The sequence below is a fragment of the Mesorhizobium sp. M0029 genome (assembly GCF_040323735.1).
Lineage (GTDB): Bacteria > Pseudomonadota > Alphaproteobacteria > Rhizobiales > Rhizobiaceae > Mesorhizobium.
Map to the genome: position 1 here is coordinate 158,287 of NZ_JAMYVF010000007.1, position 14,172 is coordinate 172,458.

Sequence of the window (14,172 nt, forward strand, 5' to 3'; positions counted from 1 at the left end):
CAGCCAACTCCGCAGGGTTTCCGGTTGCATCGTGATGATGTCGAAGGCATAACTCAAATTATCATTTTGCGGCCAAAGGCCATAAACGGTTTATGCCTCAAACAACCCTGCCCTTGCCGCCGCTCGACTGGCTGCGGAGTTTCGAGGCCGCCGCGCGGCTGTCGAATTTCACCGCCGCCGCGGCCGAGCTTGGCCTGACCCAGGCTGCGGTCAGCCAGCACATCCGTTCTCTCGAAGAGCGGTTGAAGCAGCCGCTGTTCATCCGCCTGGCGCGCGGCGTCGAATTGACGCCGGAGGGTGCCGCCTACCTGCCGCATCTGCAATCGGCCTTTGCCGTGATCGCCAACAGCACGCGCGAGCTGTTCGAACCCAAGACCGTCCAGAGCGTGACGATCCGCTCGCCGATTTCCTTTGCCGTGCTGATGATCGCGCCAAAGCTGCCGCAAATGGCCAAGGACCTGCCCTTCGTCCAGCTGCAGATCGAGACCATCCACACACCGGCCGATTACGGCGAGCGCTTTGTGGGTCTCGACATCCGATTCGGCATTGGCTCCGGCTCCTTTGCCGGACGGCAGGCCGACCGCCTCACCCGCGAAACCTTGACGCCGATGGCGTCGCCAAATGTCGCCAAGGCCAAGGATTGGACAGGATGCCGAGACTTACAGTGGTCGGCGCGCGGGAAATGTGGGGCGAGTGGTTCGCCGTCGCCCGGATGAAGCCGGCGCTCGGGCCCACGCACAAATTCGACAGTTTCGTTACCGCGTTGGAGGCGGCGAAGCACGGCGCCGGCATGGTGCTGGGATCGCGACCGTTGGCCGACGCGGCACTGCGCGAAGGATCTCTCGTTACCCTGTCCGGCTTTACGCTGTCGAGCGGTGCCGGCCACTATCTGACCGCACCTTCGGGCGCGCATCTGAGCCCGGCCGAAGAAGCGGTCCGCCGCTGGTTCGCAACGGTCTTCGGCGTCCCGATTTCCCGATAAGCCCCTGAATACGCGGCAAACTATTGAACGACGTGACGCGGCGCATAATTTGCCGCGATACTGCGCCAGGCCGGACGTCAAGCTTCGGCAGGGTTCCGCTCGCTACAGGCGGCCAAGAAAAATCGCGGAGGAAATTCAATGCTCGACAAGGCCCCCAACAAGAAGCTTTCCGACCTGCTCGATCGCTTCGGCGCGGCACTCACCGCCGGCGACACCGACAAGGCGGTCGCCTGCTTCCAGGAGGATTGTTACTGGCGCGATCTCGTCACCTTCACCTGGAACATCAAGACGATGGAAGGCCGCGATCAGGTGCGCGACATGCTGGTCAGCCAGTTGGCCAGGACCAAACCGTCGAACTGGGCGATCGCCAAGGGCGAGGATGCCACGGAAAGCGACGGCGTGCTCGACGGCTGGATCAGTTTCGAAACGTCTGTCGCGCGCGGCTTCGGCCAAATCCGGCTGAAGGACGGCAAGATCTGGACGCTGCTCACCACCATGGTCGAGCTCAAGGGCCATGAGGAGCCGGCCGGTTTCGACCGCCCGCTCGGCGCCAAGCACGGCCATGGCAAGAACCGCCCGACCTGGAAGGAGGAGCGCGAGAAGGAAGCCGCCGAACTCGGCTTCAAGACGCAGCCCTATACGCTCATCATTGGCGGCGGCCAGGGCGGCATCGCGCTCGGCGCCCGGCTGCGGCAACTCGGCGTGCCCACCATCATCGTCGAGAAGAACGAGCGTGCCGGCGACAGCTGGCGCAAGCGCTACAAGTCGCTGTGCCTGCACGACCCGGTCTGGTACGACCATCTGCCCTATATCGACTTCCCCAAGAACTGGCCGGTCTTCGCGCCCAAGGACAAGATCGGCGACTGGCTGGAAATGTACGCCAAGGTAATGGAGCTGAACTACTGGTCGTCGACCGAGGCCATGAGCGCTGTCTATGACGACAGCAAGAAGGAATGGACGGTGGTGGTGCGCCGCGACGGCAAGGACATCACGCTGAAGCCGAAACAATTGGTGCTGGCCACGGGGCAATCCGGCAAGGCCAACATGCCGAACTTCAAGGGCATGGACACATTCAAGGGCGACCAGCATCACTCCTCGAAGCATCCGGGACCCGATGCCTATGTCGGCAGACAAGCTGTCGTCATCGGCTCGAACAACTCCGCCCACGACATTGCAGCAGCCCTTTGGGAGGCCGGCGCCGACGTCACCATGGTGCAGCGCTCGACCACGCACATCGTCAAGTCGGACACGCTGATGGAGATCGGCCTGGGCTCGCTCTATTCGGAAAAGGCGGTTGCGAGCGGCATGACCACAGCCAAGGCCGACCTCGTCTTCGCCTCCCTGCCCTACAAGATCCTGCACGAATTCCAGATTCCGGCCTATGCCGAGATGAAGAAGCGCGACGCCAACTTCTACAAAGGCCTGGAGAAGGCCGGCTTCATGCTCGACTGGGGCGACGACGGCTCCGGCCTTTTCATGAAATATCTGCGACGCGGCTCGGGCTATTACATCGATGTCGGCGCCTCCGACCTGATCATCGACGGGTCGATCAAGCTGAAAAGCGGTGTCGACGTGAAGGAGATCAAGGAGCATTCGGTCCTGCTCAGCGATGGATCGGAACTGCCGGCCGATCTCATCGTCTACGCCACCGGCTACGGTTCGATGAATGGCTGGGCGGCCGATTTGATCTCACGGGAGGTCGCCGACAAGGTCGGCAAATGCTGGGGCCTCGGCTCCAACACCACGAAGGACCCAGGCCCCTGGGAAGGCGAGCTGCGCAACATGTGGAAGCCGACGCAGCAGGAGGCGCTGTGGTTCCATGGCGGCAATTTGCACCAGTCGCGCCATTACTCCCAGTTCCTGGCGCTGCAGCTGAAGGCGCGCATGGAAGGCATCGCGACGCCGGTCTACGCGCTGCAAGAGGTTCACCACAAGGCTTAGGCAGCGCCGCCGATGCGCTTCCAGTAGATGAGCGTGCCGGTCAGCCCGCCATGCGGTTTCAGGGCAAAGTCCGGTATTTCGCCAGTGAGCGTGAAGCCGAGTTTTTCGTAAAGGCCGGAAGCGCCCTCCTCGGTTGCGGTGTCCAGCACCAGAAGCGTGCGGCCTTTCTCGACGGCGAGCGTTTCGGCCGCCCGCATCAGCCGGCTCGCTATGCCCTTGCCGCGGTGTTCGACGCGGGTCATGAGCTTGGCGATCTCGGCCCGGTGCGGCTGATTGACCGGAAAGTCGAGCAGCAAGGTGACGGTGCCGATCAACGCGTCGCCATACCAAGCACCCAGCACCGCTCTTTCACCTCTCTCTGCTGCCATCAACGAGTTGCTCCAGAAGGTTTCCGCCGCTTGCCTGGATAAGGGATGCATGAAGCTGACGGAGCCGCCGGCCGCGACCGTCTCGATCAGGAGGTCGGCCAGCATGTCGCGTGTTTCCGCAGTCAGCGACCTGATTTCGATGGGACTCACCTGCACTTTCCCTTGCTAATCCAGACGCGCGACGCGGCGCCGCTTTCGTCTCGCCTTGATCGCGGCGATGCGATCGGTGTCTTTCGGCTGCAGATGCAGCCCGCGTTCGAGGATTTCGAGCGTGTATTCCTCATAGGTCAGGCCAAGCCGCTCGGCCTTTTCCATGCGCATCAGCATCACGTCACGGCTTGGCGCCTTCCACGCCTTGGCATGCGCTGCCTGCCAGGCCAGGAAGATGTAGGGATCGCCCCTGCCCCATGGCGGACCCTTGTAATCATCGAGCGGCGGTCCGCCATTGTCGGAGCGCTTGGGACGTCTTGCCACGATTTCAGCCCCTGACCAGCGCAACCAGATAGTCGGCCGGCTGCGGTCCGACGGCATGGAACGTGCAGTCCGACGGCGCGCCGAGCGCCAGGCAGTCGCCGGGCTCGAGACTATGCACCATATCACCCTCGGTGAACTCAAGTCGCCCGGAGATCAGCCACATCTGCTGCTTGATGAAGGCATAGGACGCCGCCGGGAAACTCACACTGGCGCCAGCCGGCAGTTGCACCCGGATCAATTCGAGCGGCGTGTCGGAAACCGGCGACAGATGCCGGCGGACATAGCCCGTACCGGGGTCGCGCCAAACCGGCTGCTCACTCTCGCGCAGCAGGCCGCCACCTTGCTGCTCGGCGCGTGCAATCAGCGTCGACAGCGTCATGCCGAAAGCAGCGGCGATGCGCACCAGCAGCGCGGCCGTCGGGCTGGTCATGCCGCGCTCGATAGTGCTGAGCATGGCTTTGGAGACGCCGGAGCGATTCGCCAGGTCGGCCAACGACCAGTCCCGCAAGGCTCTTTCGGCGTGGATTCGTCTGCCTATCGTAGCCGACATGTCATTCGCTATATCAGTCATTCGTCCAATATATCGAATATTTAGATTCGGAAAAGAGGCCGGCTGGTTGAATTTTCGCTGACCGGTTAACCCCTGCTACACCATCCCGCATCACGCCACCTTAACCCCGTCTGTGTAGGATCGACGCTCCACGAGAATGGGGATCGGATCGTATGTTTGTCGAGCGCGAAGCCTCCGTCGGCGAACCGACCTCGCAGGAGCGCCGCCGCGCAGAGCAGAGCGACAAGCGCATTCTCGGCAACGTCGTGCAGTGCGACGGTGCGCGCGCCACCATCAGCGCCTATGCCGACGACATCGAAGGCGCGGTCACCGGCCTGTGGACCGTCGGCAAGATGATCTCCATCAATCTCGGGACATCGCGCACCGTTGGTCTGGTCTACGAAATCGGCAAGTCGGATCGCGCCTGGAGCAATGAGGGACAAAATCCCATCGAAGTCAGCGTCGAGCTGATCGGCGAAGTGCGCGACGGCGCCGAACCGGGGGCCAAACCGGTGTTCGACCGCGGCATCACCACCTATCCTCATATCGGCGCCATAGCGCACCGCATCCGTACCCGTGATCTGCAGGCGGTCTACGATCTCGCCGGGCGTCATTCGATCACCATCGGTACGCTGTCGCAGGATGAGTCGATCGACGCCAACATCGCCATCGACGACACGCTGGCGCGCCATTTTGCCGTTGTCGGCACAACCGGCGTCGGCAAATCCACCGCCATCTCGCTGCTGCTGCGCAAATCGATCGCCGCCCGGCCCGATCTGCGAATCCTCATTCTCGATCCGCACAATGAATTCGCGGCATCCCTGCCTGAGTTCTGCGTCCGGGTCGATTCCAAGACGCTTGATCTGCCGTTCTGGATGTTCAGGCTCGAAGAATTCGCCGAAGTGCTGTTTCGCGGCCGAGAGGTCGTGCCGGAAGAAGTCGATGTCCTGCGCGACCTGATCCCCGCCGCCAAGAACCTCTATCGCAATCCCAATTCAGGCTCTTACGTGCGCCGCGGCAGCGATGCGCTGACCGCCGACACGCCGGTGCCCTACCGCATGGTCGATCTCATCAAGCAGATCGACGAGCGCATGGGCCTCTTGGAAAGCAAGAACGACCGCCCGACGCTGAAATCGCTGAAGACGCGCATCGAGTCCGCCGCGTCCGACCCGCGCTATCGCTTCATGTTCAATTCGCGGCTGATCGAGGACACGATCCACGAGACGATCGGCAATATTTTCCGTGTGCCGCATCATGGCCGCCCGGTGACCTGTTTCGAGATGGCCGGCATGCCGTCCGAAGTGGTCAACTCCGTCTGTTCGGTGCTGGCGCGCCTGGCCTTCGACCTTGCGCTGTGGAGCGAGGGCCGGCTGAAGCTGCTGTTGCTGTGCGAGGAAGCGCACCGCTATATGCCGGCCGATCCGCGCCTAGGCTTCGCCCCGACAAGGCATGCACTGTCGCGCATCGCCAAGGAAGGCCGCAAATATGGCTGCTATCTCGGCGTCGTCACCCAGCGCCCGGGTGAACTCGATCCGACCATCCTGTCGCAATGCTCGACCTTCTTCGCCATGCGGCTGGCCAATGAGCAGGACCAGGCGATCATCCGCTCGGCGATCGCCGATTCCTCCGCCTCGACGCTGGCCTTCCTGTCCTCCATGGGCCAGCGCGAAGCCATCGCCTTCGGTGAAGGCGTGGCGACGACCATGCGGCTGAAGTTCGAGAAACTGGCGGAGAACCTGATCCCCGGCACCGCCAAGCGAGAGCAGGACGAGTTCTCGCAGGACGGCAACGACGTCGATCTCGCCGCCATCGTCGAGCGGCTGCGCAACGTCCCGAAGCCACAGCAGCAGATGGCCTTCGCCGAGGTCGTGGACTCCGGCCGCCAGGCCGGCGATCCCGATTACCGCAAGCCGGCCACCGCCCAGCGCGTCCAGCCCGACGACGATTTCGACCTGCGCTACGGCCTCAAGCCCACAACCTTCGGCATGCGCCCGCAGAACGATTGACCTTCAGCGTAGCGACTTTTTTGCCGGCCAATTGAGAAGCCGCCGGAGCGCCAGGGCTCGGCTTCGTTGGCCCGCTTGGGTAAATCACGCCAGAAAATTCGTCAGGCTGAGTCGGTTGGTGTCGACTTCGAGAACCGGAGCGGAGCGGACATTGAGTCCGTGAGCACCGGCCTACGCCGGCCGTAGCCATAGCTGCCGCCACCACCTCATGAGTGCTTCGGCCGGCGAAGGCCGGAAGCGCAGAAGACGGCATCAAACGGCCAGCCTCACGGATTTAATGCCGGGATTTTAGGCGCAAACGCGGTTGCGGCCTTGCCTCTTCGCCTCGTAGAGCTGGCGGTCGGCGCGGCGGTAGAATTCCTCGGCCGTTTCCTTCCGATCCCAGACGGCAAGACCGACACTGGTGGTGATCTTGAGGCGGACATTGCCCGACAGCACCGACATGTTGGCAATCGCCTTGCGGATGCGTTCGGCGAACTTCCCCAACAACTCCGCGTCCATGTTGGGGGTGACAACGGCGAACTCTTCGCCGCCGAGCCGCGCCACCACGTCGTGATAGCGCGTCATGCCTTTGAGGCAATTGGCGACTGCCCTCAGCACCTCGTCGCCGACATCGTGGCCATGCGTGTCGTTGACCTGCTTGAAATGATCGAGGTCGAGGATCATCAGCCCGACGGGCTTTTCGATGCGGCGGAATTCCTCGAGATATTCCTTCAGCGCATCGTCGAAATAGCGCCGGTTCTGCATGCCGGTAAGGCCGTCGGTCAATGCCGCATGCTGCAGCGTTTCCGAGCGGGCGCTGAGCGAAACCGTCATGGCGCGCAGCTTGCCCTCTTCCGTCGCCTGCCTACGGATCAACGGGTAGATGAAGAACACGCCGAAGAACAGCGCTGTCGCCAGCAGCACCCCGGTGACAAACAGCAGCGTGTTGAGATAAGCGATCCGCTCGACCCGGGAAGTCGTATCGTGACCGACCGCGATGGACTGCAATTGACCATAGGCATAAAGCGTCACCAGGCCTGCGGCCAGGATCACGAAAATAAAGACGAAAAATGCGGATTCCGCCTTGTGGAAACGCATCTGCTCCCCGTTGGAAAAGTACCCCCCGGATCTATGGCATGCCGGCGCCTTACGGACGGTTAATCCAGACAACCGGAGCGGGAATGTTCATTCCTACTTCTGTTTCTTTAATTGTATTAGCAGCACGAAAATCAAATCACGGCTTGCAGGCCGTCGCCGGGCTGCAATCGCAGCCATTCCGGTCCCAGCTGATGGCGAAACCACGTCGTTTGCCGTTTGGCATATTGCCGCGTCGCTGCCTTGCAGCGCTCGATGGCCTGAGGAAAGCTGATGTCACCGGCCATGGCGGCCGAAAGTTCGCGAACGCCGATCGCCTTCATCGCCGGCAGCTCGGGATCGAGGCCAAGCGCCGCAAGCCGTTTGACCTCATCGAGCGCGCCGAGATCGAGCATGCGGTCGAACCTTGTTTCGATCCGCTCGACAAGGGCGGCGCGGTCCGGCTCGATAACGAAGAACCGAGCGCTGTCGCGGTCGATCAGCGGCCGGCCGCGCGCTGCCTGCCATTCGAGGATGGAGCGGCCGGATGCATCGAGCACCTCCAGCGCCCGCACGATGCGCTGGCCGTCGGTCGGCTTCAGCTGCATGGCGACCGCCGAATCCTCATGCATCAGGATGCGGTGCAGCTTGGCTGCGCCTTGCTCCTTTAACTCGTAGCGCCAGCGGTCGCGTACCTGCTGCGGAATGTCGGGCATTTCCGAAATGCCCTCGGCAAGTGCGCGAAAATAGAGCCCGGTGCCGCCGACGAAAATCACCGGACGTTCAAAGGCGGCGTCGTCGGGCTGTCGGGCGAGCGTGCCGTCATCGATCAGCTTCATCGCGTCGCGCAGCCAGGCGCCGGTGGAATAGGCGGTGGAGGGATGCACATGGCCATAGAGAAAGTGCGGCGCGCGGCCGAGTTCGGCGGCGCTCGGCCGCGCCGTCAGCACATCGAGCACCGAATAGCCCTGCATGGAATCGGTGTTGACGATGACGCCGCCCTTGCGCTCGGCGAGATCGAGCGCCAGCGCCGACTTGCCGCTGGCTGTCGGCCCGGCTATCAGGATCGCGTTCTTCACGCGGCCCTCGCCCGCCTGCCCGCCCTCGCCTAGCTGCTTGGAAGTCTCGATGCCGCTCATTGCCACGCTTGTGTCCCACCCCCTCCGCCGCGCGATGTCGGCCTCGCTTGCGAATATCGCCTCACGGTCGGTCGGTGCAAGCGCTGTTCGCTGGCTGGGCGATGGCGTCGCCTGCGATCTGGTGTTGCCCGAGGGGGCAGAAGCCGCTGAGGCAAGTGCGGCCTTGCGCACAGCACTTGGTTCAGAGCCGGTCGACGTGATCGTTCAGCAGGCCGAAAGCCGCCGCAAGACAATCCTGCTTGCCGATATGGATTCAACCATGATCGACCAGGAATGCATCGACGAACTCGCCGACGAGATCGGCGTCAAGGACCGCGTTGCCGCCATCACGGCACGCTCGATGAACGGCGAGATCGCTTTCGAGCCGGCGCTGCGTGAACGCGTGGCGCTGCTGAAAGGCCTCGATGCCGCCGTCGTCGACCGCATCATCGCGAACCGCCTGACGCTGGCGTCGGGCGGCCGCGCTCTGGTGCAGACGATGCGCGCCAATGGCGCCTGGACGGCGCTTGTCTCCGGCGGCTTCGACGTCTTCACCAGCCGTGTCGCCGCCATGCTCGGCTTCGAGGAAAACCGTGCCAACCGCCTGATCGAGGAGAACGGGCGCTTTGCCGGCCTTGTCGCCGAGCCGATCCTCGGCCGTGCCGCCAAGGCCGATGCGCTGAACGATATCTCGGCCCGCCTCGGCCTGACCCCATTCGATGCGATTGCGGTCGGCGACGGCGCCAACGACCTCGACATGATCCGCCTGGCCGGCACCGGTGTCGCGCTCCACGCCAAGCCGGCCGTTGCTGCCGAAGCCAAGGTCCGCATCGACCATGGCGATCTCACCGCGCTGCTTTATCTCCAGGGCTACCGCCAGGAAGAGTTCGCCCAATGAAACCGATGCGCACCGAGCGCCTGATCCTGCGCAACTGGGAAGACCGTGATCGCGAACTCTTCCACCGCATCAATTCGGACGAGCGGGTGATGGAGTTCTTTCCATTTCGCCGCGACCGCGCCGAGACGGATGCCAAGATGGACGAGTTTCAGGGCTGGATCGCCGAGGACGGCTTTGGTTTTGCCGCCGCCGAGATCGCCGCGACTGGGGAATGCATCGGTTTCGTCGGCCTCTTAAAGACCGATCACGTGCCGTCCCTGCCCTCCGATACGATCGAGATCGGCTGGCGGTTGGCGCCCGAGTTCTGGGGCAAGGGCTACGTCACCGAGGCAGCCGAGGCATGGCTTTCTTATGGCTTCGAGACGCTTGACCGGGACGAGATCGTCTCCTTCGCCGTCGCGGCCAACCGCCGCTCGACGGCCGTCATGGAGCGTCTTGGCATGAGCCCTGACCCGGCTCGCGATTTCGACCACCCATCCATCCCTGACAGCCACCCGCACCTCAAGCGGCATGTCCTCTACACCCTGTCGCGCAAGGACTGGCAGGCAAGAAAAAGGGCGGCTAACTAGCCGCCCTTTTCATTTCGAAATCAGATCGTTGCAGGCCTGACCGGACTCAATCCATCCGGATCGTCACGAAGCGCAACTCGCCGGTCTTCGACGCCAGCATCAGAAGTGCATTCTTGCGGCCCTGCTCCTTCAGCGCGCCGATCCGGTCCATGACGTCCTTCGGGGTCGCGACCGATTCCTGGGCGATTTCGGTGATCACCTCGCCGGCCTGGATGCCGCGCTCGGCGGCGGCCGAATCCTTGGTGACGTCGGTGATGACGACGCCGGAGACGTCGGCCGCGATGCCGAATTTTTTCCGTGTGTCGTCATTGAGCTCGCCGACGGTCATGCCGAGCACCGAGGCCGTGGAGACCGCGGGCGCCTTGTCGCCGCCCTTGTCCTCATCGGTAGTGCCGTCCTCACCGGCAGCGACCTTCTCGCCGTCCTCAAGCCGGCCGAGCGTCACCTTCACCGTCTGCTCGACGCCCTTGCGCACGATGATCACGTCGACCGCCTTGCCGACCGGGCTTTCCGCCACGACGCGCGGCAGGTCGCGCATTTCATGGATGTCCTTGCCATCGAACTTGATGATGACGTCGCCGGCGAGAATTGTGCCGTTGTCGACCGGTCCGCCCTTGATGACGCCGGCCACCAGCGCGCCCTTGGCGGTCGCCATGCCGAGGCTCTCGGCGATGTCGTCGGTCACCGGCTGGATGCGCACGCCGAGCCAGCCGCGACGGGTCTCGCCGAACTGGCGCAGCTGGTCGACGACGCCCGAGGCAAGCTGCGAGGGGATGGAGAAACCGATGCCGATCGAGCCGCCCGACGGCGAGATGATCGCCGTGTTGATACCGATGACCTCGCCCAGGCTGTTGAACAGCGGCCCGCCGGAATTGCCGCGGTTGATGGCGGCGTCGGTCTGGATGAAGTCGTCGTAGGGGCCGGAATTGATGTCGCGGTTGCGGGCCGAGACGATGCCGACCGTCACCGTGCCGCCAAGGCCGAACGGATTGCCGATCGCCATCACCCAGTCGCCGACGCGCATCTTGTTGGAATCGCCGAACTTCACCGCCGTCAGCTTGTGGCCCTTCGGGTCGACCTTGAGCACCGCCACGTCGGTCTTGGTGTCGGTGCCGACCAGCGTCGCCTTGAGCGTCACGCCGTCGGAGAAATTCACCTCGATGTCGTCTGCATCGGCGATGACGTGGTTGTTGGTGACGACAATGCCTTGCTCGGCGTCGACCACGAAGCCGGAGCCCAGCGACTGCACCTTTTGCGCGCCGCCATCCTTGTCGCCGCCACGGTTCTTGAAGAAGTCGTCGAAGAAATCCTGGAACGGCGAACCCTCCGGCAGCTGCGGCATCGGCACCGCGCCCGGACCTTCCGTGCCCTTCACGGTCTGCGAGGTCGAGATGTTGACCACCGCACCGAGCAGGCCTTCGGCGAGGTCGGCAACCGAAGCCGGTCCGTCCGCGGCCACCGTCGGCGTCACCAAAGCCGGAACGGCAAGCGCGCCGACCATAAGTGCCGCAGCACCTGCGATGAACGTCCGCCGCGCCGCGCGCAGAAGGGTGTTGGATGTCATCGAAAGCCTCCCGGAATCTGAAAAGAAAAAGCGCTTCGGCAAAACGCCGCGTCGCGTCATGTTGGCAAGAAATACGGCACGTTTGCGGCTATGGCCACATCAGGAGGATAAATCCTCCGTTACACCTTAGAGCGGTTCGCCGTTTCGCGGAAACGGCGAACCGTTCAATCCCTTTGCTTTTACGCAATTCCGGACGGAAAACCGCTCACACTTTCCTGGAATTGCAGATCAGCGGTCCTCAGCCACGCACCAACCAGACGATGCCGACGCCGATGGCGATCGCCACCAGCCCGACGATGCGCAGCGCAATTTCCGGCGTCGACAGCACTTCGCCGGCAAGACGTTTGGCAAGGCCGGGAAAGCCGCCATAGACCAGACCCTCTACGACGAGGACCAGGCCTATTGCCGCAAGGAAATCCTGCACCGCCCTACTGGGCGGGTGCAGGTTGTGCAGCCGGCGCGGCAGGTGCCGTCGCCGGCGCGGCAGGTGCCGTCGCCGGAGCCGCAGGTGTCGCCGGCTTCGCGTCCGTACCGTCCGGATTGCGGAAGAAGCGGAAGAACTCCGAGTTCGGCGAAAGCACCATCGTCGTCCCGGAGTTGTCCAGCGCCGTGCCATAGGCATTCATCGACCGGTAGAAGTCGAAGAACGCCGGATCGCGTTTGTAGGCGTCGGCAAAGGTCGCACTGCGCTGGGCTTCACCTTCACCACGCAGGATTTCCGATTCCTTGCGCGCCTCGGCGACGATTTCCACCACTTCGCGGTCGGCGCGAGCGGTGATGCGCTGCGCGGCCTCTTTGCCGCGTGCCCTCAGCCGTTCGGCCTCGGCTAAACGTTCGGCTTTCATGCGGTCGAAGGTCTGCTGCGAAACCTCAGCCGTCAGATCGGTCCGGCGGATACGCACATCCTCGATCTGCAGGCCGAGGGAAGTGGCGTCGGGCCGCAGTTGATCGCGCACTTCGCGCATCATCACGGCCCGCTCTTCCGAGAGCGCCGCCTCGAAGTCGCGCAGACCGTAGACACGGCGCAGCGCCGCATCGAGACGCGTCCTCAGTCGTGCTTCGGCCAGTGTGATCTGACCGGACACCGCGGAGCGGAACACCCGCGGATCCGAGATGCGGTACGCGATGAAAGCGTCGACCTCATAGAACTTGCCGCCCGAAACCTGGACGCGGATGTTATCGAGATCGAAGCGCAGCACCCTGTTTTCGATCAACTGCACGCTGTCGGCGTCGAAGAAGGCGAAAGGCGCCTTGAAATAGATGCCGGGTTCATTCTTGACGTCGACGATCTCGCCGAACCGCAGCACGAGCGCCTGCTGGCGCGCGTTGACCACGAAGACCGAGGAGTAGAGCAGGAACAGAAGCACGGCCGCGATGACCGCGATGATGGGAAGACGATTGGCCATCACTGGGCTCCTCCCGTGGTCGCGCCGGCAGGCGCCGGCGCCTTCGGCTGCAGTGCCGGCAGCGGCAGATAGGGAACGACGCCTTGTCCATTGCCCTGTTCGACGATGACCTTGTTGGAATCCTTCAGCACCTTTTCCATCGTTTCCAGATAAAGCCGCCGGCGCGTCACATCGGGCGCCTTGGCGTATTCGTCATAGACCGAGATGAAGCGCTGCGCCTCACCTTCGGCTTCCTGGACGACACGGTTCTTGTAGGCTGCCGCGTCCTCGCGGATCTGCGCCGCGGCGCCACGCGCCTGGCCGAGCTTCTGGTTGGAATACTGGTTGGCCTGCTCGACGAACTTGTCTTCGTCCTGCTCAGCGCGCTGCACTTCGTCGAACGCGTCGGCCACTTCACGCGGCGGCGCCGCGTCCTCGATCGAAACTGCGTTGACGTTCAGGCCGGCCTTGTAGCCGTCCAGCGTCGTCTGGATGATTTCACGCACCGACGCCGCAATGCCCTGACGGTCGTCGCGGAAGATGTCCTGGGCCGGTCGCCGGCCGACCGCTTCGCGCATGGCGCTCTCTGCGACCTGCTGCAGCATGCCTTCTGGGTCGGAGACGTCGAACAGATAGGCCCGGGGATCGGAGACCTGGTAGGCCACCGAAAACTGGACGTTGACGATGTTCTGGTCGCCGGTAAGCATCAGCCCCGACGAGTTGCCGCTCGTCGCGCCGCCACCACCGATATCGACGAGTTGTTCGGCGATGTTGGCCGTCTCGACGGTTTCGACGGGCCACCAATGGAAATGCAGACCTGGCTGCGACAGCTCCGCCTTCGGCTTGCCGAAGCGCAGCTCGACCGCAACCTCGTCCGGCTGCACGGTGTAGACCGCCTTGAACGCCCACAGCACGATCAGAGCCGCTGCGATCAGCGCAAACACGGCCGGGCTGGCGCCGCCGCCACCGGGCAGCGCGCGCCGCAGCCGGTCCTGGCCGCGGCGGATGATGTCTTCGAGATCGGGAGGTGACCCCGGCGGGCCGCTGGGCCCCTTCGGTCCCTGCCCCCAGGGTCCCTGATTGTTGCCGCCGCCACCACCCCATGGGCCGCCGCCACCGCCGCTCTTGTCGTTCCAGGGCATGAATGTCCTTTCGCTTGGAATTCCCTCGGCGCCGGCGTTGCGGCGCAAAATCCAGTTGTTCTTCTATAGGGATGCCGCGATGCGCTTTCAACGCGATCCGCTGCCGAGCATGTCCGTTT

The 14,172-nt window shown here is 63.6% G+C and carries 15 protein-coding genes; 6 read left to right on the top strand and 9 right to left on the bottom strand.

Annotated elements, in window-relative coordinates; translation table 11 throughout:
* Nucleotides 1-92 precede the first annotated feature (92 nt).
* From NKJ76_RS14520 to NKJ76_RS14530, 3 genes are all read left to right on the top strand, one after another.
* Nucleotides 93-716 carry a LysR family transcriptional regulator gene (locus NKJ76_RS14520; protein ID WP_352537723.1) on the top strand — a complete coding sequence of 208 codons (624 nt, stop codon included), beginning with the start codon at nt 93-95 and terminating at the stop codon, nt 714-716.
* Entirely contained in the window at nt 650-982 is a 333-nt protein-coding gene (locus NKJ76_RS14525; protein WP_352537724.1) for a LysR substrate-binding domain-containing protein, read from the top strand. The genes NKJ76_RS14520 and NKJ76_RS14525 overlap by 67 nt, the downstream gene beginning before the upstream one ends.
* Nucleotides 983-1,120: 138 nt before the next feature.
* Nucleotides 1,121-2,923 (top strand): NAD(P)-binding domain-containing protein, encoded by a 1,803-nt coding sequence (locus NKJ76_RS14530; protein ID WP_352537725.1) that lies wholly within the window; start codon nt 1,121-1,123, stop codon nt 2,921-2,923.
* Here the strand turns inward: NKJ76_RS14530 and NKJ76_RS14535 are convergent.
* The 3 genes from NKJ76_RS14535 to NKJ76_RS14545 are packed head-to-tail and all read right to left on the bottom strand — an operon-like array spanning nt 2,920 to nt 4,336.
* The gene (locus tag NKJ76_RS14535; RefSeq protein WP_023668341.1) at nt 2,920-3,441 is read right to left on the bottom strand and encodes a GNAT family N-acetyltransferase; all 522 of its coding nucleotides are present in this window, start codon (nt 3,439-3,441) and stop codon (nt 2,920-2,922) included. The two genes, NKJ76_RS14530 and NKJ76_RS14535, sit on opposite strands and share 4 nt — an antisense overlap.
* A gap of 15 nt (nt 3,442-3,456) precedes the next feature.
* On the bottom strand, nt 3,457-3,765 hold the full coding sequence (locus tag NKJ76_RS14540; RefSeq protein ID WP_023668340.1) for a hypothetical protein: 309 nt from the start codon (nt 3,763-3,765) through the stop codon (nt 3,457-3,459).
* Between the two features lie 4 nt (nt 3,766-3,769).
* Nucleotides 3,770-4,336 (bottom strand): helix-turn-helix domain-containing protein, encoded by a 567-nt coding sequence (locus tag NKJ76_RS14545; protein ID WP_023668339.1) that lies wholly within the window; start codon nt 4,334-4,336, stop codon nt 3,770-3,772.
* Between the two features lie 152 nt (nt 4,337-4,488).
* Here NKJ76_RS14545 and NKJ76_RS14550 point away from each other — a divergent pair, with 152 nt between their 5' ends.
* Nucleotides 4,489-6,321, top strand: a complete 1,833-nt coding sequence (locus NKJ76_RS14550; RefSeq protein ID WP_023668338.1) for an ATP-binding protein — start codon at nt 4,489-4,491, stop codon at nt 6,319-6,321.
* 288 nt (nt 6,322-6,609) lie between these two features.
* On the opposite strand, the gene NKJ76_RS14555 is transcribed toward NKJ76_RS14550, so the two are convergent.
* Together NKJ76_RS14555 and miaA are read right to left on the bottom strand one after the other, a co-directional pair.
* Nucleotides 6,610-7,401 (bottom strand): GGDEF domain-containing protein, encoded by a 792-nt coding sequence (locus NKJ76_RS14555; RefSeq protein WP_023690907.1) that lies wholly within the window; start codon nt 7,399-7,401, stop codon nt 6,610-6,612.
* 131 nt (nt 7,402-7,532) lie between these two features.
* Entirely contained in the window at nt 7,533-8,516 is a 984-nt protein-coding gene (miaA, locus tag NKJ76_RS14560; protein WP_352537770.1) for a tRNA (adenosine(37)-N6)-dimethylallyltransferase MiaA, read from the bottom strand.
* Between miaA and serB the strand changes: the two genes are divergently transcribed.
* On the top strand, nt 8,506-9,393 hold the full coding sequence (gene serB, locus NKJ76_RS14565; protein WP_352537726.1) for a phosphoserine phosphatase SerB: 888 nt from the start codon (nt 8,506-8,508) through the stop codon (nt 9,391-9,393). The two genes, miaA and serB, sit on opposite strands and share 11 nt — an antisense overlap.
* Complete coding sequence (locus NKJ76_RS14570; protein ID WP_023740245.1) at nt 9,390-9,962, top strand: GNAT family N-acetyltransferase; 573 nt, start codon at nt 9,390-9,392, stop codon at nt 9,960-9,962. The genes serB and NKJ76_RS14570 overlap by 4 nt, the downstream gene beginning before the upstream one ends.
* Before the next feature lie 46 nt (nt 9,963-10,008).
* Here NKJ76_RS14570 and NKJ76_RS14575 read toward each other — a convergent pair whose 3' ends face one another.
* The 4 genes from NKJ76_RS14575 to hflK form a co-directional block, all read right to left on the bottom strand.
* On the bottom strand, nt 10,009-11,526 hold the full coding sequence (locus NKJ76_RS14575) for a DegQ family serine endoprotease (RefSeq protein WP_023753511.1): 1,518 nt from the start codon (nt 11,524-11,526) through the stop codon (nt 10,009-10,011).
* A 238-nt stretch (nt 11,527-11,764) separates the two neighbouring features.
* Complete coding sequence (locus tag NKJ76_RS14580; RefSeq protein WP_023668333.1) at nt 11,765-11,950, bottom strand: DUF2065 domain-containing protein; 186 nt, start codon at nt 11,948-11,950, stop codon at nt 11,765-11,767.
* 4 nt (nt 11,951-11,954) lie between these two features.
* Nucleotides 11,955-12,932, bottom strand: a complete 978-nt coding sequence (hflC, locus tag NKJ76_RS14585; RefSeq protein ID WP_023668332.1) for a protease modulator HflC — start codon at nt 12,930-12,932, stop codon at nt 11,955-11,957.
* Nucleotides 12,932-14,053, bottom strand: a complete 1,122-nt coding sequence (gene hflK, locus NKJ76_RS14590; RefSeq protein ID WP_023714743.1) for an FtsH protease activity modulator HflK — start codon at nt 14,051-14,053, stop codon at nt 12,932-12,934. The genes hflC and hflK overlap by 1 nt, the downstream gene beginning before the upstream one ends.
* Nucleotides 14,054-14,172: the final 119 nt, after the last annotated feature.

Coding starts and splice junctions, on each gene's coding strand:
- NKJ76_RS14520 (WP_352537723.1), top strand. CDS start 93: ATGCCTCAAACAACCCTGCCCTTGCCGCCGCTCGACTGGCTGCGGAGT.
- NKJ76_RS14525 (WP_352537724.1), top strand. CDS start 650: ATGCCGAGACTTACAGTGGTCGGCGCGCGGGAAATGTGGGGCGAGTGG.
- NKJ76_RS14530 (WP_352537725.1), top strand. CDS start 1,121: ATGCTCGACAAGGCCCCCAACAAGAAGCTTTCCGACCTGCTCGATCGC.
- NKJ76_RS14545 (WP_023668339.1), bottom strand. CDS start 4,336: ATGACTGATATAGCGAATGACATGTCGGCTACGATAGGCAGACGAATC.
- NKJ76_RS14550 (WP_023668338.1), top strand. CDS start 4,489: ATGTTTGTCGAGCGCGAAGCCTCCGTCGGCGAACCGACCTCGCAGGAG.
- NKJ76_RS14555 (WP_023690907.1), bottom strand. CDS start 7,401: ATGCGTTTCCACAAGGCGGAATCCGCATTTTTCGTCTTTATTTTCGTG.
- serB (WP_352537726.1), top strand. CDS start 8,506: ATGCCGCTCATTGCCACGCTTGTGTCCCACCCCCTCCGCCGCGCGATG.
- miaA (WP_352537770.1), bottom strand. CDS start 8,516: ATGAGCGGCATCGAGACTTCCAAGCAGCTAGGCGAGGGCGGGCAGGCG.
- NKJ76_RS14570 (WP_023740245.1), top strand. CDS start 9,390: ATGAAACCGATGCGCACCGAGCGCCTGATCCTGCGCAACTGGGAAGAC.
- NKJ76_RS14575 (WP_023753511.1), bottom strand. CDS start 11,526: ATGACATCCAACACCCTTCTGCGCGCGGCGCGGCGGACGTTCATCGCA.
- hflC (WP_023668332.1), bottom strand. CDS start 12,932: ATGGCCAATCGTCTTCCCATCATCGCGGTCATCGCGGCCGTGCTTCTG.
- hflK (WP_023714743.1), bottom strand. CDS start 14,053: ATGCCCTGGAACGACAAGAGCGGCGGTGGCGGCGGCCCATGGGGTGGT.